Annotated in this window: 21 protein-coding genes; 6 read left to right on the top strand and 15 right to left on the bottom strand. The window is 67.7% G+C overall.

Features of this window, described 5'->3' with window-relative positions:
• Positions 1–63: 63 nt before the first annotated feature.
• The 10 genes from V8683_RS14290 to V8683_RS14245 form a co-directional block, all read right to left on the bottom strand.
• Positions 64–213: a hypothetical protein gene (locus V8683_RS14290; protein WP_411191502.1), complete on the bottom strand. Its 150-nt coding sequence runs from the start codon at positions 211–213 to the stop codon at positions 64–66.
• Positions 188–1,192 (bottom strand): cytochrome d ubiquinol oxidase subunit II, encoded by a 1,005-nt coding sequence (cydB, locus tag V8683_RS14285; RefSeq protein WP_411191501.1) that lies wholly within the window; start codon positions 1,190–1,192, stop codon positions 188–190. The genes V8683_RS14290 and cydB overlap by 26 nt, the downstream gene beginning before the upstream one ends.
• Before the next feature lie 50 nt (positions 1,193–1,242).
• Positions 1,243–2,685 (bottom strand): cytochrome ubiquinol oxidase subunit I, encoded by a 1,443-nt coding sequence (locus V8683_RS14280; RefSeq protein ID WP_411191500.1) that lies wholly within the window; start codon positions 2,683–2,685, stop codon positions 1,243–1,245.
• Between the two features lie 422 nt (positions 2,686–3,107).
• Positions 3,108–3,296 carry a 4-oxalocrotonate tautomerase gene (locus V8683_RS14275; protein WP_411191499.1) on the bottom strand — a complete coding sequence of 63 codons (189 nt, stop codon included), beginning with the start codon at positions 3,294–3,296 and terminating at the stop codon, positions 3,108–3,110.
• 33 nt (positions 3,297–3,329) lie between these two features.
• Complete coding sequence (locus V8683_RS14270) at positions 3,330–4,106, bottom strand: class II aldolase/adducin family protein (protein ID WP_411191497.1); 777 nt, start codon at positions 4,104–4,106, stop codon at positions 3,330–3,332.
• Between the two features lie 29 nt (positions 4,107–4,135).
• Positions 4,136–5,053: an urea transporter gene (locus tag V8683_RS14265; protein ID WP_411191496.1), complete on the bottom strand. Its 918-nt coding sequence runs from the start codon at positions 5,051–5,053 to the stop codon at positions 4,136–4,138.
• A 133-nt stretch (positions 5,054–5,186) separates the two neighbouring features.
• Positions 5,187–6,389, bottom strand: a complete 1,203-nt coding sequence (kch, locus tag V8683_RS14260; protein WP_411191494.1) for a voltage-gated potassium channel protein — start codon at positions 6,387–6,389, stop codon at positions 5,187–5,189.
• Positions 6,389–7,279 carry a mechanosensitive ion channel family protein gene (locus tag V8683_RS14255; RefSeq protein WP_411191492.1) on the bottom strand — a complete coding sequence of 297 codons (891 nt, stop codon included), beginning with the start codon at positions 7,277–7,279 and terminating at the stop codon, positions 6,389–6,391. Before V8683_RS14255 ends, kch begins: the two co-directional genes overlap by 1 nt.
• Before the next feature lie 156 nt (positions 7,280–7,435).
• The gene (locus tag V8683_RS14250) at positions 7,436–7,978 is read right to left on the bottom strand and encodes a GNAT family N-acetyltransferase (protein ID WP_411191490.1); all 543 of its coding nucleotides are present in this window, start codon (positions 7,976–7,978) and stop codon (positions 7,436–7,438) included.
• Positions 7,979–8,116: 138 nt separating this feature from the next.
• Positions 8,117–9,034 (bottom strand): DMT family transporter, encoded by a 918-nt coding sequence (locus V8683_RS14245; protein WP_411191488.1) that lies wholly within the window; start codon positions 9,032–9,034, stop codon positions 8,117–8,119.
• Positions 9,035–9,189: 155 nt separating this feature from the next.
• On the opposite strand from V8683_RS14245, the gene V8683_RS14240 reads away from it, so the two are divergent.
• On the top strand, positions 9,190–10,641 hold the full coding sequence (locus V8683_RS14240; protein ID WP_411191487.1) for an aminotransferase-like domain-containing protein: 1,452 nt from the start codon (positions 9,190–9,192) through the stop codon (positions 10,639–10,641).
• 23 nt (positions 10,642–10,664) lie between these two features.
• Here the strand turns inward: V8683_RS14240 and V8683_RS14235 are convergent, their stop codons facing one another.
• Positions 10,665–12,188 (bottom strand): MDR family MFS transporter, encoded by a 1,524-nt coding sequence (locus tag V8683_RS14235; RefSeq protein WP_411191486.1) that lies wholly within the window; start codon positions 12,186–12,188, stop codon positions 10,665–10,667.
• A 101-nt stretch (positions 12,189–12,289) separates the two neighbouring features.
• Here V8683_RS14235 and V8683_RS14230 point away from each other — a divergent pair, with 101 nt between their 5' ends.
• Both V8683_RS14230 and V8683_RS14225 read left to right on the top strand, forming a co-directional pair.
• On the top strand, positions 12,290–12,991 hold the full coding sequence (locus V8683_RS14230; protein WP_411191485.1) for a TetR/AcrR family transcriptional regulator: 702 nt from the start codon (positions 12,290–12,292) through the stop codon (positions 12,989–12,991).
• A 410-nt stretch (positions 12,992–13,401) separates the two neighbouring features.
• A complete protein-coding gene (locus V8683_RS14225) occupies positions 13,402–13,812 on the top strand; it encodes a response regulator (protein WP_411191484.1) in 411 nt (136 codons plus the stop codon).
• Positions 13,813–13,830: 18 nt separating this feature from the next.
• Here the strand turns inward: V8683_RS14225 and V8683_RS14220 are convergent, their stop codons facing one another.
• Together V8683_RS14220 and V8683_RS14215 are read right to left on the bottom strand one after the other, a co-directional pair.
• Positions 13,831–14,424: a Fur family transcriptional regulator gene (locus V8683_RS14220; RefSeq protein WP_411191482.1), complete on the bottom strand. Its 594-nt coding sequence runs from the start codon at positions 14,422–14,424 to the stop codon at positions 13,831–13,833.
• Positions 14,425–14,491: 67 nt separating this feature from the next.
• Positions 14,492–15,118 carry a glutathione S-transferase family protein gene (locus V8683_RS14215; protein ID WP_411191481.1) on the bottom strand — a complete coding sequence of 209 codons (627 nt, stop codon included), beginning with the start codon at positions 15,116–15,118 and terminating at the stop codon, positions 14,492–14,494.
• 167 nt (positions 15,119–15,285) lie between these two features.
• On the opposite strand from V8683_RS14215, the gene V8683_RS14210 reads away from it, so the two are divergent.
• Positions 15,286–16,971: an ATP-binding domain-containing protein gene (locus V8683_RS14210; protein WP_411191480.1), complete on the top strand. Its 1,686-nt coding sequence runs from the start codon at positions 15,286–15,288 to the stop codon at positions 16,969–16,971.
• A gap of 23 nt (positions 16,972–16,994) precedes the next feature.
• On the opposite strand, the gene V8683_RS14205 is transcribed toward V8683_RS14210, so the two are convergent.
• A complete protein-coding gene (locus V8683_RS14205; RefSeq protein ID WP_411191479.1) occupies positions 16,995–17,942 on the bottom strand; it encodes a phosphoribosyltransferase in 948 nt (315 codons plus the stop codon).
• Positions 17,943–18,122: 180 nt separating this feature from the next.
• Here V8683_RS14205 and V8683_RS14200 point away from each other — a divergent pair, with 180 nt between their 5' ends.
• Positions 18,123–18,635 (top strand): putative pterin-binding protein, encoded by a 513-nt coding sequence (locus V8683_RS14200; protein ID WP_411191478.1) that lies wholly within the window; start codon positions 18,123–18,125, stop codon positions 18,633–18,635.
• A gap of 34 nt (positions 18,636–18,669) precedes the next feature.
• The gene (locus tag V8683_RS14195) at positions 18,670–20,454 is read left to right on the top strand and encodes an ATP-binding response regulator (protein ID WP_411191476.1); all 1,785 of its coding nucleotides are present in this window, start codon (positions 18,670–18,672) and stop codon (positions 20,452–20,454) included.
• Here the strand turns inward: V8683_RS14195 and V8683_RS14190 are convergent.
• Positions 20,451–21,305, bottom strand: a complete 855-nt coding sequence (locus tag V8683_RS14190) for a helix-turn-helix domain-containing protein (RefSeq protein ID WP_411191474.1) — start codon at positions 21,303–21,305, stop codon at positions 20,451–20,453. The genes V8683_RS14195 and V8683_RS14190 overlap by 4 nt on opposite strands.
• Between the last annotated feature and the right edge of the window lie 262 nt (positions 21,306–21,567).

The raw sequence follows: 21,567 nt of genomic DNA, 5'->3' as shown, positions 1-21,567 counted from the left end.
GTTCGAGTAACAGATGGCCGACAGTCTAGCGCGGAGTCGGGAAGCGCCGCGCGCCGATGGCGCTTATTTCACCGCGAACAGCGTGAGATTCATCAGAATCTTGAACGCCCAGCCCAACGAAACCGCCCCGGCTACGCCCGCGCACCATAGCAGTACGAACCAGAGCCAGCCCGGCAGCGTGCGCCGCTTAGTGATAGTGATGGGTGTCGCCATGACGCACCTTTCCGCGGAAGACCCAGTAGCCCATCGTCGTGTACGCCAGAATGACGGGGAGTATCACCGCCGCGCCGACGAGCGTGAACATCTGGCTCGAACGCGGCGCGGCTGCTTCCCAGAGCGTGAGGCTCTGCGGAATCGCGTAGGGCCACAGGCTCACGAGCAGCCCGAGATAGCCGAGCGCCACGAGGCCGAGCGCCGCGATGAACGGCGTGTTGTGATGGCGCGCACGCACGGCGCGATGCATCCAGTACGCACAGGCCAGCACGAGCAGCGGCACCGGGGCGAGACGCCAGAAGAGCCGCGCGTCGAACCAGCGCGAAGCGATGCTGGCGTCCTGCAGCGGCGTCCAGACGCTCACGAGTGCGATGAACACGAGCAGGACCATCGTGAGAGGCCACACGAGCCGGTGCAGGCGGCGTTGCAGATCGCCCTCGGTCTTGGCGACGAGCCAGCAACTGCCGAGCAGGGCGTAGGTGGCGACGAGCCCGAACCCCGTGAGCAGGCTGAACGGCGTGAGCCAGCCGAAGGCGTTGCCCGCGAAGCGGCCGCCCTCGACCGGGATGCCCTGCAGGAACGCACCGAGCGCGATGCCCTGGAAGAACGCGGCGCCTGCCGATCCGCCGATGAAGGCGAGATCCCAAAGATGCTTCGTGCGGTTGGCCTTCGCGCGAATCTCGAACGAAACGCCGCGGAAGATCAGGCACGCGAGCATGAACACGAGCGGCAGATAGAGCGCGGAGAGCACGGTGGCATACACCACCGGAAAGACGGCGAAGAGCGCGGCGCCGCCGAGCACGAGCCAGGTTTCGTTGCCGTCCCAGACGGGGGCGACGGTGTCCATCATGAGATCGCGCTCGTGCTCGTCGGGGAAGAGCGGAAACACGATGCCGATGCCCAGATCGAAGCCGTCCAGCACGATATACATGAAGATGCCGAGTGCGATGATCGCAGCCCAGATGACGGTGACATCCATTTTTGCTTGCCTCTTTTGCGTGGCTATCGATACGAAGCGAGGGAAGGGGATCAGGCGTCGATCAGTTGATCGGCGGCCGAGAGCGGACGGCGCGCGGTCTGGCTTCCGGTCGGGGCGGCGGGCCGCCCGCTCTCGGGCCGATGGCCCGCCTGGCCCGTCTCGTCTGTTTGGTCCGGCAGTGTGGGCCCCTTACGGATCAGCTTGAGCATGTAGTAGATGCCGGTGCCGAACACGAGGAAGTACACGACCACGAAGGCCATCAGCGAAACGCTCACCTGCTGCGTCGTGAGCGGCGACACCGCCTGCGACGTGCGCATCACGCCGTAGACGACCCAGGGCTGGCGGCCGGCTTCGGTGGTGATCCAGCCGGCGAGCAGCGTGATGAAGCCCGTGGGGCCCATTGCCAGCGCGAAGCGCTGGAACCCGCGCGACTCGTAGAGCCGGCCGCGCCGGCGCTGAACCCAGCCGGCCACGCCGAGCACGATCATCAGGAGTCCCAGGCCCACCATTATGCGGAAGGTCCAGAAGACGAGCGTCGAGTTGGGGCGCTGATCGGGCGGGAACGACTTCAGGCCGCGAATCTCGCCGTCCCAGCTATGCGTGAGGATCAGGCTGCCGAGGTGCGGGACCGACACGGCGTAGAGCGTGGTTTCGGCCTGCATGTCGGGGATGCCGAAGAGATTGAGCGCGGTACCGCCCTGTTCGGTGTCCCAGAGGCCCTCAATGGCGGCAATCTTGGCGGGCTGATATTCGCGCGTGTTCAGTCCGTGCTGGTCGCCGACGAAAGCCTGCACGGGGGCCAGCACGAGCAGAAGGCCGAGCGCCATCGAGAACATCGTCTTGACGGCGGGGTCGCGCCGTCCCTTGAGCAGATGCCACGCGCCCGTGGCGGCCACGACGAGGGCGGCCACGATGAAAGCCGCGATGGCCATGTGCGCGAGGCGGTACGGGAACGACGGATTGAAGATGATCTTGAACCAGTCGGTGGGCACGACATGCCCGTTCACGACTTCGAAGCCCTGGGGCGTCTGCATCCAGCTGTTGGAGGCGAGGATCCAGAACGTGGAGATGAGCGTGCCGATGGCGACCATGAGCGTCGCGCCGAAGTGCGCGCGCGGGCTCACGCGGTTCCAGCCGAACAGCATGATGCCGAGGAAGCCCGCTTCGAGGAAGAACGCGGTCATGACCTCGTACATGAGAAGCGGGCCGGTGATGGGCCCGGCGAACGACGAGAAACCGGCCCAGTTGGTGCCGAACTCGTAGCTCATGACAACGCCGGAGACCACGCCCATGCCGAAGGCGACCGCGAAGATCTTCGACCAGAACAGGCAAAGATCCTTGTAGTACGTCTTGCCGGTCTTGAGCCAGCAGCCTTCGAGCACGGCGATGAAGCTCGCGAGGCCGATGCTGAGCGCGGGAAAAACGATGTGGAAGGAAACGGTGAAGGCGAATTGCAGCCGGGCCAGGTCGAAGGCCGAGAGCGAGGTGTCCATGTGCGTGCCTGATGCTTGCTTGCCGGAATGGGGCCGCTCGATCGACGCGCCGGAAAGGCCGGCTGCGGCTCGTGCGGATGAACGTAAGCGTAGGGGAACGGAGGCGGTTTTGCTGCGCCGCGATGTGCGCCAGCATGTCGCACATCGCAATCAGCAAATGTCGAGATCGTTCGGTAACGCGTTGATGTAAATCAACAATGATGGAATGGACGGGGCTTGCAGATCAGGCTTGCAGCCCGTGGATCTGCGTCAATACACCGCGCTGCGGAATGGGTGCGTCAACCTGACCAGGTGCGCAGCGCGCGGGGATGAGGTGGGGATGTGGCGAGAACCGTCCCGGACCACGACGGCCGGGACGATGGCAGGGAAGGATAATCAGGAATGCCAGGAAGGCGGTAGCGTCGATGCGTGCGCTTGCCCGCTCAACGCGGATCGCTCCAGAGCTTGCCGCCCGTTGCCCAGTCCTCGTGCTTGACGTCGACGAACAGAATGTCGACGCTCTGCGGGTCGCAGCCCAGCACCTTGCAGGTGGTTTCCGTCAGCGCGGCGGCCAGTTCGCGTTTCTTCTCGACGGTGCGGCCTTCGAACAGTTCGATATGGAAAGTCGGCATGGGTTGTCTCCGTATAAGGCAGGGTGGGGTGGTTCAATTCCGGTACGACGCGTCGAGGCGGTCGAGCTTGCGCAGCAGCGCGGGCCATTCGAGCTCGCCTTCGATCGCGCCGCCGTCGTAGAGCTGCTCGGCCGTGCGCGCGGCCACCTCGGGCGGCGGCAGCACCAGCGGCTCGCCGCCGGCCTGGGCTTGAAGCTGGATCTCGCAGGCCTTGATCAGCGTGGCCATGAGCACATAGGCCTCGGCGATCGTGCGGCCCGTCGTGAGCGTGCCGTGGTTGCGCAGCAGCATCGCGGAACGTTCGCCCAGGCTCGCCGTTAGCCGCGCGCCCTCGGCCGGCGTGAACGCGAGGCCCTCGTAGTCGTGCCACGCGAGCTGGCCGTAGAAGCGCAGCGCGTGTTGCGAGGCGGGCAGCAAGCCGCCGCGCTGGATCGAGACGGCAATGCCCGCCGTGTTGTGCAGATGCATGACGCAGACCGCGTCCGGGCGCGCGAGGTGGACGGCGGCGTGCAGTGCGAAGCCCGTCGCGTTCACGGGATAGTCGCTCGGGCCGACGATGCGGCCTTCCGTGTCGATCTTCACGAGGTTCGACGCGCAGACTTCGTCGAAGGCGAGGCCGAACGGGTTGATCAGGAAACGTCCCGGCTCGCCGGGAATCGCCGCGGAGACATGCGTGTAGATGAGGTCGTCCCAGCCGTTGAGCGCGATGAGCCGGTAGGCAGCGGCCAGATCGATGCGCAACTGCTGCTCGGCGGCGGAGCGCGGGCCGGTTTCGGCGGCCGTGCTCGTGGGGCGGTGGGCGAATGACATGGTGGTTCCTTCCCGGGGGCGGCGAAGATTCAGCGAGCGACGGAGGTGGTGCGGTGGGCGCACCAGCTCGCCAGCACGAACGGCGCGGTCATCGCGGGCAGGCCGCAGCGCACGGCGGCCAGATGCAGCACCGCGGCGAACATCGTCGCACAGAACGCGGTGCGCGTGCCGAGCGTCAGCGTGGCGAGCGCGGCCAGTGCGCCGTTGAAGCCCGCGAGGCCCGCGTCGAAGTCGGCGAGCGGCGTGCCGCATGCCAGTTCGACGGCGCTCGCGAGCGCCGCGCCGGCGAGCGCGAAGCCGGCAGCCCGTCGCGACGAGAGCGCGATGCCGGCCAGCACGAGGAGGCCGGCGGGCGCGCCAGATGCGAATTCGCTTTGCGCGACGCCGCTCAAAACGCCGGCAAGGGCGCGGAGGGCGAGCCCCAGGGAGTGCGGTACGGCGCCGTCCGCCGCGAACGGGGCGTTGAAGGCATGCGCTGGCGAAGGCGGTGCCGATGAGGCGCTCGCGCGCAGCGCGAGCCAGATCCACGTGGCGACGAGACAGGGCGTCGAGTAGACGGAGAGGCCCGCGCGCGCGAGCCGCCGCGCGAGCGGCGCGTCGAGCCAGCCGGCGGCCGCGGCGGCCAGCAGCGCCGTGGCGAGCGCCGTCGGCGCATCGCCGATGAAGGTGAAGGCCGCCAGCCCGGCGAGCGCGCCGTTGAAACCGGCGAGGCCGCCGCGGATCGCGTCGTCGGGGTGGCCCGCCAGCACGGCGCAGACGTTGGCTGTCGTCGCGCCGATGAGTGCGGCGCACGCGAGCCGCGGGTCGCAGAGGGCGAGCGCGGCGAGCAGGCACGCGCCGGTGCCGGCGTGGCGTTGCAGGACGATCTGGCCGACGCTGCGCAACAGGGTGCCTGACAGGGTGCGTAACGCGGCGCCTTCGCCGTGGGCTTGCGCTCGGATGGACATGCGGATGCGAACAGGGCGAAAAATGACCGCGGACGAACGCGGGGCGCGCGGGCGCCGGCACCCGCGCGGATCGGGTCGAGCGTGGAGCATAGGCGATACGGGGCGCGTTGCGCGCGCGTACGCGTGATAGTCGCTATTTGCGTTCAGGCGCCGCGGCCCCGGCGGCATGCTCCTTGCCGAACAGCAAGTGCGAGACCAGGTCGTTGTCGATGGTTTCGTTGTTGAGCGTGCGCGCGAGCAGTTCGCCCGCGAGCAATTGCGGCGAGAACACCATGTCGGGCTGCAGCAGCCGCAGTCGCTGCAGATTGCGGCTGTCGTTCACCAGCGCGACGGTGCGCACCTTCGGCGCCAGTTCCTTGATCGCGAGGATCACGAAGGCGTTCTCGGCGTCGTCGAGGCGCAGGGCCAGCACGGCGAGCGCCGTTTCCGCGCTCGCGTTGTGCAGTGTCGCCGTGTCGCTCGGGTCGCCTACCACGATATCGGCGTTCGCGGGATACGTGTGCGGCGTGTTTGGCGTCACGATCACCGTGACCGCGTAGCCGCGCTTTTTCAGGCCTGCGTACACGCTGTGCGCGAGCGGCGAGGCGCCGACGATCAGGTAATGGTTCTTGCGGGTCACGTTGGAAATCCCTCCCTTCACGATATGTTTCAGCTTGCCGCCTATCACGGGCCCCACCACGGCGCTGATCGACGTCGCGAACACGGTGATGCCCAGCACGATCACCGAGGCCGTGAAGAGCCGCGCCGTATCCGAGTGCGGCACGATATCGCCGTAGCCGACCGTGGACATCGAAACGATTGCGAAGTAGAACGCCGTGATGAGGTTCTGGATGGGCGGATCGAAGTCCGTGCCGAGATAAAGCGCGCCGAACACCGCGTAGATCAGCAACGAGCCAATGCTCAGGATCGCGAACAATGAGCTTGCGGCGAGGCTCGTGCGGTCGAAGCGCCGCCAGTAGTACAGCAGGGCGGCGGCCAGCAGCACGGTGAAGGCGAAGAGCGGCTCGCTGCGATAGTCGCCCCACATGCTGATGAAGCCCGCGGCGGCGAGCAGCAGCAGCGAGAGCACCCAGGCCACGCGCGCGCGCAAGGCGATGCCGATCGCCATGGTCGCGAGGCCCGTTGCAACCACGACTTGCGGCAGCGCGAGCAGGCCGAATGCATCGATCAGCGTGATCCAGTCCTGGAACCAGTTGCCGCGCGCATGCAGTAAGGCCTTTTCGGCGACCGGGCGCAGCAGCATGAGTCCATCGACCACGAGCAGCAAGGCCAGATAGCCGTGCGGCACGATGTGCGTGGCGAAGCCGCGCATGCGGCGCAGGAGCGCGCTCAGCATCACTGGGCCCGCTGTTCGACGTGTTGTTGGGCTTGCTGCGGTGCCTGCTCCTGGCCTTGCGGCGTCTGCACGATATGCAGCTCTCGCGCGCGCAGCGGCAGCGAGCACTGCGCGTCGTTGAGCGCCTGCCGCACCTTGCGCGAGAGATCCCAGCGCAGGTCCCAGAACACGTCGGTGTTGGCCCAGACGCGGATGTTGAGCACCGCCGTGCTGTCGTCGAAGCGGCTCACCATCACCTGCGGCGCGGGTTCGCGCAGCGCGCGCGGGTCGGCGTCGGCGAGCGCGCGCAGCACCTCGATGGCGCGGTTCACGTCGTCGCGCACCGAGACTTCCACTTCGAGGTCGAGACGGCGCGTGGGGTTGCGGCTGTAGTTGCGGATCGAGTTGCTCCAGAGCCCGCTGTTCGGCACGTATTCGCAGATGCCGTCCGGTTTCGTGAGGCGCGTCGTGAAGAGATTGACCTCCTCCACGGTGCCGGCCACGCTCACGCCCGCGCCGCCGTCGATATAGTCGCCCACCTTGAAGGGGCGCAGCAGCAACAGCATGATGCCGGCCGCGATGTTCTGCAGCGTGCCTTGCAGCGCGAGGCCGATGGCGAGGCCCGCGGCGCCGAGCACGGCGACGATGCTCGCGGTCTGGATGCCCAGTTGCGACAGCGCGCCGATCAGCGCGACGATGCGCACGCTCCACTTGGCCGAATCGCGCACGATGGGACGCAGCGTCGCGTCGATGCTGCCCTGCCCGGAAAGCCAGCGGCCGATGCGGCGCGCGAGCCACCAGCCGATCCACAGGATGGCCAGCGCCGCGACGAGGCGCATCGCGAACGAGCTGAGCGCGTCCCACAGGAAGCTCCAGTTGGACGGATGAATGTGTTGTAGCAGCGGTTGCATGGGGTAGTCCTTGGTCGTCGGCGCGCGCTCGCGCGGTTTGGGGCGTGGCTTGCGCGCGCGTGTTCAGGCTCGGCGCGCCGGCGCGCGGCCGGCGCGAGACGAACGGACTATTTTAAGGGCGGGGAGCCGGCCTGTGACCGCGGGCTGCCGGTTTGCTCAGGCGGCGGGCACCGTGCTCGAGCCGGCGCCGAGCGCGCGCTGCATGAGCGTCGTGTCGCGCCATTCGTCGTGCTTGAACCCGACGGCGTGCAGCGTGCCCACCCTCTCGAAGCCGAGGCTCCGATGCAGGGCGATCGAGCCGCCGCGCGCGTCGGCGATCACGGCGATCATCTGCCGCCAGGGGCCGCTTTCGCAGCGCTCGATCAGCGCCTCCAGCAGGGCGCGGCCGAGTCCGAGACCGCGGCACGACTCGTCGATGTAGATCGAGTCTTCGACGGTATAGCGGTAGGCCGCGCGCGGGCGGTAGGGCGTGGCGTAGCTGTAGCCGGCCACCTTGCCGTTCAGCTCGGCGACGATCCAGGGCAGGCCGTGGCCGCGTACGGCGGCATGGCGGCGCTGGAGTTCATCGAGGTCGGGCGGGGTTTCTTCGAAGGAGGCCGCGCCGTGCAGGACGTGATGCGCGTAGATCGCGGCAATCGCGGGGAAGTCGCCTGGCGTGGCGTCGCGCAGGAGCGGCCGGGCGACGGCGGGTGCATTCATGCGTTTCGGGTCGGGGTTGGGAAGGCGCCGGCGCAGTATTCGCGGCGGCGCCTTCCACTATGCCTCGGACGGCAGCGGATTGAAAGTTTGTCAAAAATACCGGCGCGCGGCCTTCGATCCAGGGCACAACGCCTGGGCTCACGCGCGCGGCGCGGCGGCGCCGGCCGGCGGTGGAGGCGCCATCCGGCCGAAGCGCCGCGCGCCGGCCACGCAGGCGATCACGACGGCGGTCACGCCGATCATCGCGGGCGGCACGGCTTCGTGCAGCACGAGCGCGGCGAGCAGGAAGCCGAAGAACGGCTGCAGCAGTTGCAACTGCCCGACGCCGGCGATGCCGCCGAGCGCGAGCCCGCGATACCAGAACACGAAGCCGATCAGCATGCTGAACAGCGACACGTAGGCAAGCCCCCACCAGGCCGCCGTGCCGACGGTGGCGAACGAGGCGGGCCGCAGCCAGAAGGCGAGCGGTGCCATCACGGGCAGCGAGATCACGAGCGCCCAGCAGATCACCTGCCAGCCGCCGAGCCGGCGCGAGAGGCGCGCGCCTTCGGCGTAGCCGAGCCCGCAGACGACGATTGCCGCGAGCATGAGTGCGTCGCCGGCCGGCGAGGCATCGACGCCGTGACGCAGCGCGAAGGCCACCACGGCGGCGCTGCCGAGCCCGGAGAAGATCCAGAAGGCGGGCTGTGGACGTTCGCCGCCGCGCAGCACGCCGAAGATGGCCGTCGCGAGCGGCAAGAGGCCGATAAATACAATGGCGTGCGCGGAGTTCACGTGACGCAGCGCGAGCGCGGTGAGGAGCGGAAAGCCGACCACCACGCCGAGCGCCACCACGACGAGCGGGCCGAGTTCGCGGCGCTCGGGCCGCGCGGCGCGCAGCAGCGCGAGCAGCAGGGCGCCGAGCGCGCCGGCAATGGTCGCGCGCGCGCCGGTGAGGAACAGCGGATCGAGGCCCAGCACGGCGACCCGCGTGGCCGGCAGCGAGCCGCTGAAGATGAGGACGCCGGCGAGGCCGCAGAGCCAGCCGTCGGCGGTGGAGTCGAGAGATTTGCGCATGGTTCGTGGCGGCCGTGAAGTTGGCCGGATGGCATAGGACATCCGGGCGATGATGCGCGCGGGCCGCACAAAGGGTAAGCTACAGATCAGTACAATTTATCAAAACTGTACTGAATACAGGGCAGTACAGATGCCGGACAGACTGGAGAGGGCAGATGGCGGACACCGGCCAGACGCAAAGGCAAACACAACTACAACCGGAAACGCCCACGGGCGGCACGCTCACGCGCGTCGCGCACGTCATGGAGACGCTGCGCGGGCGCATTGCCGGCCGCGCGCTGGCTGCCGGCGCGCGCGTGCCGTCGGTCCGCGCCATGAGCGAGCAGATGGGGGTTTCGAAGTCCACCGTGGTGGAGGCGTACGAGCGGCTGGTCGGCGAGGGCGTGCTGGTCGCGCGGCGCGGTTCGGGATTCTTCGTCGCCGGCCATGCGCCGCCGCTGGCGCTCGCGGCGCTTGGTCCACGTCTGGACCGCGAGATCGATCCGCTCTGGCTTACGCGCCAGTCGCTCGAAGCCGATCCGCACGCGCTGCGCCCCGGCTGCGGCTGGCTGCCGCCTTCGTGGCTGCCGCAGGACGCCGTGCGGCGCGCGTTGCGCTCTCAGGCGCGGGATCCGCACGCGCCGCTGGCCGAATATGCCTCGCCGCTCGGCCTGCCGGCGCTGCGCCAGCAGCTCTCGTGGCGTCTCGCGCAGCACGGCGTGGAGGCCGGCCCCGAGCAGATCGTGCTCACCGACGGCGGCACCCAGGCGCTCGACTTCGTGTGCCGCTTCCTGCTGGAGCCGGGCGATACGGTGCTCGTGGACGACCCCTGCTACTTCAATTTCCAGGCGCTGCTGCGCGCGCATCGCGCGCGCGTGGCGAGCGTACCGTACACGCCCACCGGCCCCGATCTCGCCGCGTTCGAGCGCGCGCTGATCGAGCATCGCCCGCGGCTCTACGTGACCAATTCGGCGATTCACAACCCCACGGGCGCGACGCTCGCCCCGGCAGTCGCGCACCGCTTGCTCAAGCTCGCCGAGGAGCACGATCTCCTGATCGTCGAGGACGATATCTTTGCCGATTTCGAAACCGACCCTGCCCCCCGCCTCGCGGCCTTCGACGGCCTCGCGCGCGTCGTGACGATCGGCAGCTTTTCGAAAACGATGTCGGCGGCCGTGCGCTGCGGCTTCATCGCTGCGCGCGCCGACTGGGTCGAGGCGCTCGTCGATCTGAAGCTCGCGGTGTCGTTCGGCAACGGCGAGGTGGCGGCCGATCTCGTGCATCGCCTGCTCGTGGACGGCACTTATCGCCGTCATCTCGATGCGTTGCGTGCGCGCCTGGCCGACGCGATGGGCGAAACGCTGCGGCGTCTCGCGGCGCTCGGCCTCGCCGCGTGGACGCGGCCGCAGGCGGGTTTGTTCGTCTGGGCGCGTCTGCCGGACGGACTCGACGCCGCACAGGTGGCGCGCGAGGCGCTCGCGCAGGACATGGTGCTCGCGCCCGGCAATGTCTTCAGCTACTCGCGCAGCGCGGGCGACTTCCTGCGCTTCAACGTCTCGCAGTGCGCTCGCCCGAAGGTGTACGAGACGCTGCAGCGCGCGATGGAGCTGAGCGCGCAGGCCGCGTGAGGGGCGTGCTGCAGCGGGCAACGTCAAGGCTGCTTGCGCAGCGGAACGTCCTGCAGCAGCCAGGCCAGCGCGAACGAGAACACCACCACGATCGCCGCCGAGAAATAGACCATGTGCAGCGCGCCGGCGAACGCGTCGAGGTAGCCGGCGTGCAGGGCGGGCGGCAGGTGACGGATCACGTCGGGCGTGAGCGGCTGCGGCAGCTCGACGCCGGGCGTGAGCACTTTTTCGAGCTGCGTTTGCAGACCGTGCGAGAACACGGCGCCGAACGCGGCCACGCCCACCGAACCGCCTATCGAACGGAACAGCGTCGCCCCCGAGGTGGCCACGCCCATATGGCGGAACTCGACGGTGTTCTGCACGGCGAGGATCAGCACCTGCATCACCATGCCGAGCCCGCAGCCGAGAATGCCCATGTAGAGATACATCAGATGGATGGGCGTGGCGATCTGCAGCCGCGCGAGCAGCACCATGGCGATCGCCACGAGCGCGGTGCCCACGATGGGGAAGATGCGGTACTTGCCGATCTTGCTGATGGTGCGGCCCGTGATGACGGACATCACGAGCACGCCGCCCATCATCGGCAGCATCTGCATGCCGGCCTCGGAAGGCGTGGAGCCCTTCACGACCTGCAGATAGAGCGGCAGGAAAGTGACCGAGCCGAACAGCGACACGCCCACGATGAAGCCGATCAGGCTCGACAGCACGAAGGTGCGGTGGCGGAACAGTTCGAGCGGCATGATGGGTTCGACGGCGTGCTTTTCCTCGTGGAGGAAGCCGGCTACCGCGACGGCGCCGAGCAGCAGCGTGAGCCATAGCTGCATCGAGGACCAGGGCAGGATCGAGCCGCCCTGGCTCGTGAAGAGGATCAGGCAGGTAAGCGCGGTGGCGAGCCACGCGGCGCCCATGTAGTCGATCACGTGCCTCACGTGCGCGGCGCGCGGGCGGAACACGGCGCCGATCACGGCGAGCGCGATCGCGCCGAGCGGCAGGTTGATGTAGAAGATCCAGCGCCACGACAGATGCTCGACGAGAAACCCGCCCAGGAGCGGCCCCACGACGGTGGCGAGCCCGAACACGCCGCCGAACATGCCCTGATACTTGCCGCGCTGTGCGGGCGGGATGACGTCGCCGATGGCCGCCATGGTCACGACCATGAGCCCGCCGCCGCCGATACCCTGCACGGCGCGCAGGACGATGAGCTGCATCATGTCCTGCGCGATGCCGCAGAGCGCGGAGCCGACGAGAAAGATCGCGATGGCGGCCTGCAGCACGATCTTGCGCCCGTACAGGTCGCCGAACTTGCCGTAGAGCGGCACGACGATGGTCGACGTAAGCAGGTAGGCCGTGACGACCCACGATAGGCGGTCGAGGCCGCCCAGCTCGCCGACGATGGTGGGCAGCGCCGTCGAAACGATAGTCTGGTCGAGCGCCGCGAGCAGCATGACGAGCAGCAGCGCGGGGAAAAGGAGCCGGATCGGCGGATGGTTGGCCGCGGGTGCGGCGTCGGGCTGGACCGGCAGGGTGCGTTCCATAGGGGATTCCATCGCAGTGGGGCTGTCTTGAAATTAATTAACTTGGAGATTAATATTAGGAGAATTCCCGGATTCAGTCAAAGACTGAAACGTAACCAGAGATGAGCGCAGCGATGAGCGAACCCGATACCCTCGCGTCCACCCCCCCCGAATCCGTCGACGGCCGTCCCGCCCGTCGGCCGGGCCGGCCGAGCGGCGGCGCGGGCGGAGCGGAGCAGCGCGCGCGGTTGATCGAGGCGGCGCTCGCGCTCTTTGCGCGCCAGGGCATCGTCGACACCACGCTCGCGGCGATCGCCCGCGAGGCCGGCGTGACGTCCGCGATGGTCCACTACTACTTCAAGACCCGCGATCAGTTGATCGACGTGCTGATCGACGAGCGCTTCGTGCCGCTGCGCGCGACGATGGGCGGCATCTTCGAGGCGCATCCCGACGATCCCGTCGCGGCGCTCACGCTGGTGACCGAGCGTTTCGTCGAGGTGGGGTCGCGCTATCCGTGGTTTGCGCCGCTGTGGGTGCGCGAGGTGATCAGCGAAGGCGGCCTGTTGCGCCAGCGCATGCACGAGCGGTTCGGCCATTCGCACCAGAGTGCGGCGCAGGTGGCGATCGCGCGCTGGCAGCGCGAAGGGCGCTTGAACCCGGCGCTCGAACCGTCGCTGCTGTTTCAGTCGCTGCTCGGTCTCACGCTGCTGCCGCTTGCCACCTCGCGCCAGTGGCGCAACGATCCCGACAAGCGCCAGATCGGCGCGCGCGAGATTGCGCAGCATGCGGTGGCGCTGATTACACAGGGGATCGGGCCGGTGCCGGGCGGCCGCTGATCCGCCTCGATATTCCACGATCCGAAGCGGCTTTTTTTCAATATTTTTTCAATGGATACCGGCAGCGCGGGTTCGACCGGTGTGCGTTTCGGGAACGACTATCCCCAACCTGTCGTCGAATACGAACTCGCTCGCCAGCGGCCCCTCGAAGCGTTCGCTTGCGTCAGTGAAGGGACGGAGCAAAAAAACGGGCGGCATGCGCGAGTCTCGGCGAGTAAGGTAATGAAAGCCGCGATGCAAGCCGGTTTCATCGACGTGACTTGCGCCCGGGCTATCGTGCGCGGCGCGCCGTGCACGAGACATGCGCCGCCGCGCGCGACGGCATTAAACTTGCGCTGGAAGGGCGGCCCGCGACGGCGTTCGCGCATGGCGCGGCAAGCCAGACGAACAGGAAGTTTCAAGCAAACACGATGAATGCAGTACACAAACTCGACCGGACGACCATCGTCCTGGTCGAAGACGATCCGCAAAGCCGGGCGTCGCTGGCCTCGCTGCTGGAGTCGGAAGGAGCGCGCGTGGTGGCGGTGGGAGATGCCGAAACCGGCGTCGAAGCGGTTCTCGAATTGCTGCCCGACGCCGTGGTTTGCGATCTGGACCTGCCGGCCATGGACGGCTTCTATCTGATCCAGCGCCTGCGCGATCATGAAATACGCGGCGATCATGCCCCCACGGTCGCTGTCGCGTTAACCGGGCACACCGACGAAATCTGGCGCCTGCGTAGTATCGGCGAAGGATTTCAGCACTTCATGACGAAGCCGGCCGAGCCGGAAGCCCTCGTGGCGCTGCTGAGCGACGCGATCGAGGCGAGACAGTCGCTGTAGGTTCCCGGAGCGGGGTTCTCAGGAGGACTGCGCCGCGGCCCGGGTTTCGCCCCCCGCAGCGGCGGCGGCCTGAGCGGGTTCGGCCGCGCGGCATTGCGCGCACACGCCTTTTAGCTCGATGCCGTCGCCTTCGAGGCGATATCCCGCCGCCTCGATCTGCGCGACGAGCGCCTGGCGCAGGCGTGGCTCGTGCAGTTCGGTGACGTTGCCGCATTGCTGGCAGACCACGAGGATGCCGTGCTGGCATTGCGTGAGGTCGTGGCAGACGGCGAAGGCGTTGATCGATTCGATCCGGTGCACGAGCCCGGCCGAAAGCAGGAAATCGAGGGCGCGATAGACCGTGGGCGGCGCCGATCCGGGATGGATCTGGCGCATTTCGTCCAGCAGCGAGTAAGCCTTGGTGGCCCGGCCCGAGGCCAGCAGCAGTTCCAGCACCTTGCGGCGGATCGGCGTGAGCTTCTCGCCGCGCTCGCGGCAGTAGGCCTCGGCCATTTCGAGCGCGGCGCCGATGGACGCGGGCGCTACGCCGTCGTGAGCGTGGGCGTGATCGTCGCCGCCGTGCTCGTGGTGAGGATGGCCGTGATCGTGCGGGGCCGGTTTTGCTGTCTTCATGCGGCAATTATACGGGGCGGGCGGCGGCTGCGCCCGCCCTCGCTGTAGCTCGTGCCGCCGACGCGTTTCAGGTGAGCGGCTGGGCGAGGTACTTGCGAAAGCCTTCGCGCTGCGCGATGCGCTGATACCAGCGCTCGAGGTTCGGCAGCGTGGGGCGCTCGATGCCTTCGAGCCCGAACCAGCGCCGCGCGAATCCGCCGATCACGATGTCCGCCAGCGAGAAGCGTTCGTTTTCCAGGAAGAAACGCCCTTGCAGATGGCGATCGAGCAGCTTCCACAACGCGGCGACCTGGTCGAGGTCGTCGGCGACCTTCGCCATGTCGCGCTTTTCCGGCGGCGTGCGCACGAGCGCCTGGAAGAGCGGCCGCTCGGCCGGCGCGAGCGTGCCGATCGACCAGTCGAGCCAGCGTTCGATCAGCGCGCGCACTTTCGGCTCGGCGGGATAGAGCAGGCTGGACTGGCCGTACTCCATCGCGAGGTAGCGCAGGATCGAATTCGATTCCCACAGCACGAAATTGCCGTCTACGAGCGTCGGCACCTTGGCGTTCGGATTCAGCGCGACGTATTCCGGCTCGTTGACGCGGCCGAACTGCAGGCCCGCATCGATACGCTGGAACGGCAGCACGAGTTCATCGCAGCACCACAGGACTTTCTGGACGTTCACCGAATTGGCGCGTCCCCAGATCGTAAGCATCGGGCGCACTCTCCTTGAGGTCATAAGCGCAGGGCGAAACGATACACGATCCGGCAGGGTCTTTGCCGGATCGCATCCCTTACGGTTTTTTTACGGGCGCTTCACGACCACTTCCAACGGATGACAGGCCCTAGAATACCCCCAGCAAACTGCCGCGAGGATCGTCCATGGCCCGCATCGTCCCCGACAACTGGCAACACCTCGAAGCCGCCGGCGCCGCCGCGCGCGAACGCGAAACGCTCGCGCTCCTCGAACGCGGCCTGCCGGGCGGCTATACGGTTTATCACGGCGTGCACTGGACCCGGCTGGCCGAAGGTTTTTCCGTCTTCGGCGAAGTCGACTTCGTGATCGTGAGCCCGGCGGGCCGCGTGATGATCGTCGAACAGAAGACGGGTTTTCTGCGCGAGACGCCGAACGGGCTCGTGAAGGCGCATCTGCAGACCGAGCGCAATGTGGCCGTCGCGCTCGCGCGCACCGTCGAAGGGCTGCACCGCCGCTTCACCGCCGCATTCGGGGCGGGCACGTACTGCCTCGAAGAGCTTCTGTATTGCCCCGATCATGTCGTGCGCGATCCGGCCATCGCGGGCGTGAATCCGGCGCGCATCGTCGATGCGGCACGCAAGTCGCAGCTCGTTTCGATCGTGCTCGGGGCGCTGCCCGCCGACGAACCGCGCTTGCCGTGCGCGGCGAAAATCCACCATTTCCTCGCCGACGAACTTTCGCTCGCGCCCGACGCCAGCGCGCTGGTCGGCGCGGCAGGCACGCTCGTCACGCGGCTTGCGGGCGGGCTCGCCACCTGGGCGCGGCGGCTCGAATTCGCGCCGTTCCGGCTGCGCGTGATCGGCACGGCGGGTTCGGGCAAGACGCAGCTCGCGGTGCAGGTCATGAAAGACGCGGTGGCGCGCGGCCAGCGCACGCTCTATGTGTGCTTCAACCGGCCGCTCGCGGACCATATCGCGAAGGTCGCGCCGCCCGGGGCGAAAGTGGCGAACTATCACCAGCTTTGCGACTGGGTGGCGCGCGACGGCGGCCACGTGCCGGATTTCGAAGGCGGCAACGTATTCGAGGAACTGGAGCGTCGCTTCACGCAGGCGCCCATCGACGAACGCTGGCGGTTCGACGTCTTGATCGTCGACGAGGGACAGGACTTCCAGCAGGCCTGGGTCGCAGCGCTGGAACGATTGCTGGCCCTCGCCGCGTCGTGGTGGTGGCTCGAGGATCCGTTGCAGAACCTCTATTTGCGCGAACCGGTGGCATTGCCGGGCTGGACCGTGCTGCGCGAGAGCACGAATTACCGCAGCCCGCGCGATATCCTGGCCTTCCTGCGCGATGCCGCCGGCCCGGCCGCGCCCGCGCTGGCGGAACTCGCGGCGGGCAGCCCGTTCGACGGCTCCGAGGTCGCACTCGCCGCCTGGGACGAGACCGCCGGGGCCGACGCCGCCGGCGAGCCGCCCGTAGCCGCGGCCACCAAGCGCGCAATCACCCAGGCGCTTGCGCTTGGGTTTCGCAAGCAGGACATCGTGGTGCTGTCGTTTCGCGGGCGCGAGCATTCGCAGCTCACGGCGCTCGACCATCTGGGGCCGCATCGTCTGCGCAGCTTCACGGGGCAGTACGACCTGTTCGGCAACCCGCAGTATCGCGAGGGCGACGTGCTGCTCGACTCCGTCTATCGCTTCAAGGGGCAATCCGCGCCCTGCGTGATCCTGACCGAGGTGGATTTCGACGCGTTCGACGAGCGCGCCGCGCGCAAGCTCTTTGTCGGCGCGACGCGCGCGACGATGAAGCTCATCGTCGTGGCGTCGCAGCGCGCGGCGCGGGCATTGGAAGAAGGGCGGGGGCAGGCCGAGGGCTGAACGGAAGGAACGCCCGCGGTCGCTCAGCTCCAGGCCGAGGCGCCGATGAGCGTGCCCGTGCGCGTGTGCGCGTTCCACCAGATCACGCGCAGGAGCGGCGCGCGCTGGGCGATGAAGATGGCCTGGACCGGGTCGCTTTCGATGAAATGCGTGACGCCGCAGCGGATCGCCGCGGCCGCCTTGTGCTCGGCCGCGCCCGAGGGCGTGTCGTCGTGCTCGTCGGGCGCGCGCATCACGAGCTCCAGATGCCCGAAGCCAAAACGCTCCAGCCAGTCCTGCGTGCGCATGCGGTCCATTTCGGGCCGCCCGGTGATGATCGCGCGCGTGCGCTTCATGTCGACGCCGGGAATGCGCTCGAAGGGCAGCAGCGCGTCGCGTTCGGCGAGCGCGGCGTCGAGGTTCTCGTCGTAGCGTTCGAGCGGCAGGTCGGGCAGCAGCACGCCGTCCAGGTCGATCGCGTAGACCGCGTATTCGTGGTCGTCGGCCATCAGCGTGCCTTCCTTCGCGCCGTCGCGGGTCCAGTCGGCGCGGTAGCGGTCGGTGTACGCCTGGCGCTCCCACGGAAACAGCGCGAAGTAGCCGCTCGCGTCGATCGAGTAGTCCGGGCGCAGGCGCGAAAGGTCGTCGTAGGCGCCCGTGAGCGTGCGCACGACGAGGCCGTGCTCGCTCAGAAAAGCGATGCAGTCCACGAGCGTGTTGCCGCGCCCCGCGATGTCCTCGCACAGCAGCACTTTCGAGCCCGGCTCGGGCAGCGGCAGGGTCGAGTCCCAGCGCACTTCGCGCGTCTCGCGGTCGTAGCGCAGGAAGGCGACGTTCGCGCCCGTGGCGTGCGAGACCATCAGCGCGAGCGGCGCACCGCCGCGCAGGATGCCGATCACGGCGGCGAAATCTTCTGCCACCAGCAGCGGCTGGAGCGATTCGACCCAGTGATCGAGTTGTTCGTAGGTGAGCGGCACGACAGGTTTGTTCATCTCTTCGGAAGCGGAAATAGCGGCGCAAACCGGTGGGCCGTACCCGTGGCGCGGCCGCGACGGCTATTGTCGGTTCAAAGTTTGACGATATTATGCCTATGCTCGGGCGCGCCTGCTGGCACGCCGGGGGGCGCCAGGAATCGGCCAGACGAAGAACGATGCAACAAGGGGTTTGAAAGGATGTGGGGACCTGCAGGCTGGCGGCGCTGGACCGCCGCAATGGCGCTGGCGGCCGGAAGTGCGGCGGCGCATGCCGCGCCGCTCGTGCCGCTTTCGCTCGACATCGACGGCGAAGTGCACGTGACGAACAACGCGGCGCACACGGCCTATCACTTCACCGAGGCGCAATTGCTCAAGCTGCCGATGCACGCGATCGCCACCTCGACCACCTGGACGCCGCGCTCCACCTTCACGGGACCGCTGCTCTCCGACGTGCTCAAGGCCGTGGGCGCTTACGGCAGCGAGATCGAGATCCATACCATCGACGACTACACCTGCACCGTGCCGGTGGCCGACGCCGCGCACTATGGCGTGGTGCTCGCCTATGCGATGAACGGCAAGCGCCTCGAGGTGAGCGATTTCGGCCCGCTGTTCCTGATCTATCCGCGCGACCAGTATCCGCAGGAACTGGACGGTTCCGCGGGCGACGCCAAGTTCGCCTGGCAGATCAAGTCGATGACAATCAAGCAATGAGCGGGGTGTGATGCATCGGCGGTTGCGGCGCTTTATGCATTTACTGGTCTGGATCGTCGCGCTCGCGCCGCCAGTGGCGGCGGTCGGCTATGTGATGTACGCGAACCTGCTCAATCCGCGCGTGGTTCAGCGCATCACCGGCAACTACGACGGCCTCTACTGGGATGCGGCCCAGCTTCAGATCGCCTACGCGCGCCTCGAAAGCCAGCTGCTGCTCTACGCGAACGGCACGGACCTCGATCTCGAAACGCTGCGGCTGCGCTACGCCGTGCTGCAGTCAAAGCTGAACGTCATGAAGGGCTCGACGCGTTCGCTCGTCGGCATGCCCGCGCTCATGCAGCGTCAGCAGGCCGACCTCGCCTCGCTCGACGCGGCAATCGCGTCGTTCGACGCGCAGCTCGCCGCGCTCGATAGCGAGCCCGCGCGCATCATGCCGATGGTCGAGGTGCTGCGCGAGCACTGGTCCGAGGTCACGGATCTCTCGCTGAACCGCCGTTACGCCGACATCATGGAGCGCGAGGACATCCGCCGCGACTTCATCACGAGGCGCCGCGAGCTTTTCGCAGCGGGGTTCATGCTGCTCGTGCTTTCCGCCGCGGCGGCCGTTTTGCTCGTGATGAACGGCTACCGGCGCACGCGCCTCTTGCGCCAGCAGCACGCGGCGCTCGAGGCCGAGCACCAGGCGAGCCGCGCCGCGCGCGAGGCGAGCACGGCGAAGGACGCGTTCCTCGGGATGATCAGCCACGAACTGCGCACGCCGCTGCATGCGATCGTCTCGTCGATCGAGCTGCTCGGTTTCAATTCGCATTCCGAAGCGGACCACAAGGTGATCCAGCGGCTCGACACCGCCGCGCGCCAGCTCGAAGCGCAGATGAAGGATCTCACCGACTACGCGCGGCTGGGCGCGGGCAAGCTCGAACTGCGCGAGGAGCCGTTCGATCCGCGCGAGCTTCTGCAGTCGATCGTCGATCAGAACGAGGCCGCCGCCCTGGGCCGGGGGCTCGCGTTCGAGCACGCGTGGCGCGGGGCGGCGCAGCAGATCGTGTCCGATCCGCATCGCATTCGCCAGATCGCCAACAATCTCGTGACGAATGCGATCCGCTATACCGAGCGCGGCAAGGTGTGCATCGAGTTCGTGCTGGAGGGGCGCACGCTGGCGATCGTCGTGAGCGACACCGGGCCGGGCGTGCTGCCCGAGCAGATCCCGCTCATCTTCAAGGAGTTCACGCAGCTCGACAGTTCGCGCTCGCGCCGCTACGAAGGCGCGGGCATGGGGCTCGCGATCGTGAGCGGCCTCGTGGCCCTGTTCGGCGGCACGATCGGAACCGACAGCCGCGTGGGCGAAGGCACGACTTTCACCGTGACGCTGCCGGTTGCTCCCGTGGAGGCGCTGGCCGACGCCGGCACCGGACGCGTGGCGGACGACGCACCGCGCCGCCCGCGCGTGCTCGTGGTGGACGACAATCCGCTCGTGCGCGAGTCGCTCTGCGAGATGGCGGCGCACATGGGTTACGCGCCGCTCGCGACCGCCAACGCCGACAGTGCGCTCGCGCTGGTGTCGACGCAGTCATGCGACGTCGTGCTGCTCGATCTGCACATGCCGGGCCGCGACGGCTATGCGTTCGTCGCGGGGCTCGACGCCGGCGCGACCACGGGCTTGCGGCCGCCGGTGATCGTGGTGAGCGCGGATGTCGCGGCGCTTACCGCAGGAGGCAACGTCAGCCCGTTCTTCGATTATCTGACGAAGCCCGTTCACTACGAGGAACTGCGCCGCGCCTTGCAGCGCGCGCTGGCCGTGCCGCGGCTCAACCGCGACTAACCGCGATTGAGACGTTTCGAAAGATCGGCGACAAGGATCGCCATGCGCGCGGGCTTTTCGTAGCACGCCACGTTGTAGTGGCGCACCACCAGGCTGATGTCCGACTCGCTCGCCTTGCCGGTGAGCAGCTCGCCGGTCAGCACGAAGATCGGTGCTTCGGGATTCTCGGACGCGCGGATCCGGCGGATCGCATCGGCGGCGGTCTGGCAGCCGAACAGCCAGTCGATCACCACGCCGTCGAACACCTGGTTCTCCAGTGCTTCCTCGAAGGCCGCGAGGCCGTAGATCGCCTGGGCCGCATAGCCGGTGTGTTCGAGATAATCGCGCAGGTTGTCGGCGGAGGCGCGGTCGTCGTCGACCACGGCGATCGTCGGTTTGTCGGCTTCGGCGCGGCGCGGATAGATCTCGATTTTGTGGACTTCACGCGCGTTCTGATAGAGCGCGCCGTCCGGACGCACCACGCGCCACTGGCCCTGCTTCTCGTACGCGACGAACTCGGGACGGCTGCCCGCCTCGACCGGTATGCCGATCCACGCGGTGCACGGCAGTTCGGCCGCGCTCACGCAAAGCAGGGCTTCCTGGGCGGTCGCGCCCACCACGCCCGGATCGAGCAACTGGGCGCCGAAGAGCTGGCCTGCCGGTTCGCCGAATGCTTCGGCGACCTTCTTGATTTGCGCGAGCGTCCACGGGCTGTTGCCGCGCAGCTTGCGGTGCCCTTGCGAAAAGCTGAGATCGAGGATCCGGCAAAGCTCGGTTGTCTGCTGGCGCTTGCCGATGCCATGACGGCTCATCAGCTCGCGCACGCGCTCCGCAACCGTGGCCGAGTCGGGTGAATGTCCAACGTTCGACATGCCTTGGGGGGGAAATCGTGGATTCAGTTTTTGAGTAGTAGTGGCGTGCGGCGGTGTGCTTGCCGCGACCGCGATGCCGGCTGCCGGCATCGCGGAGACAATATTCTAAACGCATAATTTGCCGCCGTCGCGGCTTTTTGTAAGACTCCTTTTGGTAAGTGAAACATTTGCTGTCTGCAGGATAATTGCACTTGGGTGTTGCGGCGAGGCAGACTCGCTGAGACTATGCGTGTTTCCGACTTTCCTGCGCCTTCGGGCGTGC

The sequence above is a fragment of the Paraburkholderia sp. AV2 genome (assembly GCF_054968425.1).
The sequence above is the reverse complement of the archived record's forward strand: the minus strand, read 5'-3'. Positions and strand labels throughout refer to the sequence as shown.

What these genes read in the sequence shown, in the direction of transcription:
- V8683_RS14265 (WP_411191496.1), bottom strand. Translation starts at nt 5,053, where the DNA reads ATGTCCATCCGAGCGCAAGCCCACGGCGAAGGCGCCGCGTTACGCACC.
- V8683_RS14230 (WP_411191485.1), top strand. Translation starts at nt 12,290, where the DNA reads ATGAGCGAACCCGATACCCTCGCGTCCACCCCCCCCGAATCCGTCGAC.
- V8683_RS14275 (WP_411191499.1), bottom strand. Translation starts at nt 3,296, where the DNA reads ATGCCGACTTTCCATATCGAACTGTTCGAAGGCCGCACCGTCGAGAAG.
- V8683_RS14200 (WP_411191478.1), top strand. Translation starts at nt 18,123, where the DNA reads ATGTGGGGACCTGCAGGCTGGCGGCGCTGGACCGCCGCAATGGCGCTG.
- V8683_RS14250 (WP_411191490.1), bottom strand. Translation starts at nt 7,978, where the DNA reads ATGAATGCACCCGCCGTCGCCCGGCCGCTCCTGCGCGACGCCACGCCA.
- V8683_RS14225 (WP_411191484.1), top strand. Translation starts at nt 13,402, where the DNA reads ATGAATGCAGTACACAAACTCGACCGGACGACCATCGTCCTGGTCGAA.
- V8683_RS14205 (WP_411191479.1), bottom strand. Translation starts at nt 17,942, where the DNA reads ATGAACAAACCTGTCGTGCCGCTCACCTACGAACAACTCGATCACTGG.
- V8683_RS14245 (WP_411191488.1), bottom strand. Translation starts at nt 9,034, where the DNA reads ATGCGCAAATCTCTCGACTCCACCGCCGACGGCTGGCTCTGCGGCCTC.
- V8683_RS14270 (WP_411191497.1), bottom strand. Translation starts at nt 4,106, where the DNA reads ATGTCATTCGCCCACCGCCCCACGAGCACGGCCGCCGAAACCGGCCCG.
- kch (WP_411191494.1), bottom strand. Translation starts at nt 6,389, where the DNA reads ATGCTGAGCGCGCTCCTGCGCCGCATGCGCGGCTTCGCCACGCACATC.
- V8683_RS14190 (WP_411191474.1), bottom strand. Translation starts at nt 21,305, where the DNA reads ATGTCGAACGTTGGACATTCACCCGACTCGGCCACGGTTGCGGAGCGC.
- V8683_RS14280 (WP_411191500.1), bottom strand. Translation starts at nt 2,685, where the DNA reads ATGGACACCTCGCTCTCGGCCTTCGACCTGGCCCGGCTGCAATTCGCC.
- V8683_RS14220 (WP_411191482.1), bottom strand. Translation starts at nt 14,424, where the DNA reads ATGAAGACAGCAAAACCGGCCCCGCACGATCACGGCCATCCTCACCAC.
- cydB (WP_411191501.1), bottom strand. Translation starts at nt 1,192, where the DNA reads ATGGATGTCACCGTCATCTGGGCTGCGATCATCGCACTCGGCATCTTC.
- V8683_RS14235 (WP_411191486.1), bottom strand. Translation starts at nt 12,188, where the DNA reads ATGGAATCCCCTATGGAACGCACCCTGCCGGTCCAGCCCGACGCCGCA.
- V8683_RS14255 (WP_411191492.1), bottom strand. Translation starts at nt 7,279, where the DNA reads ATGCAACCGCTGCTACAACACATTCATCCGTCCAACTGGAGCTTCCTG.
- V8683_RS14210 (WP_411191480.1), top strand. Translation starts at nt 15,286, where the DNA reads ATGGCCCGCATCGTCCCCGACAACTGGCAACACCTCGAAGCCGCCGGC.
- V8683_RS14215 (WP_411191481.1), bottom strand. Translation starts at nt 15,118, where the DNA reads ATGCTTACGATCTGGGGACGCGCCAATTCGGTGAACGTCCAGAAAGTC.
- V8683_RS14240 (WP_411191487.1), top strand. Translation starts at nt 9,190, where the DNA reads ATGGCGGACACCGGCCAGACGCAAAGGCAAACACAACTACAACCGGAA.
- V8683_RS14195 (WP_411191476.1), top strand. Translation starts at nt 18,670, where the DNA reads ATGCATTTACTGGTCTGGATCGTCGCGCTCGCGCCGCCAGTGGCGGCG.
- V8683_RS14290 (WP_411191502.1), bottom strand. Translation starts at nt 213, where the DNA reads ATGGCGACACCCATCACTATCACTAAGCGGCGCACGCTGCCGGGCTGG.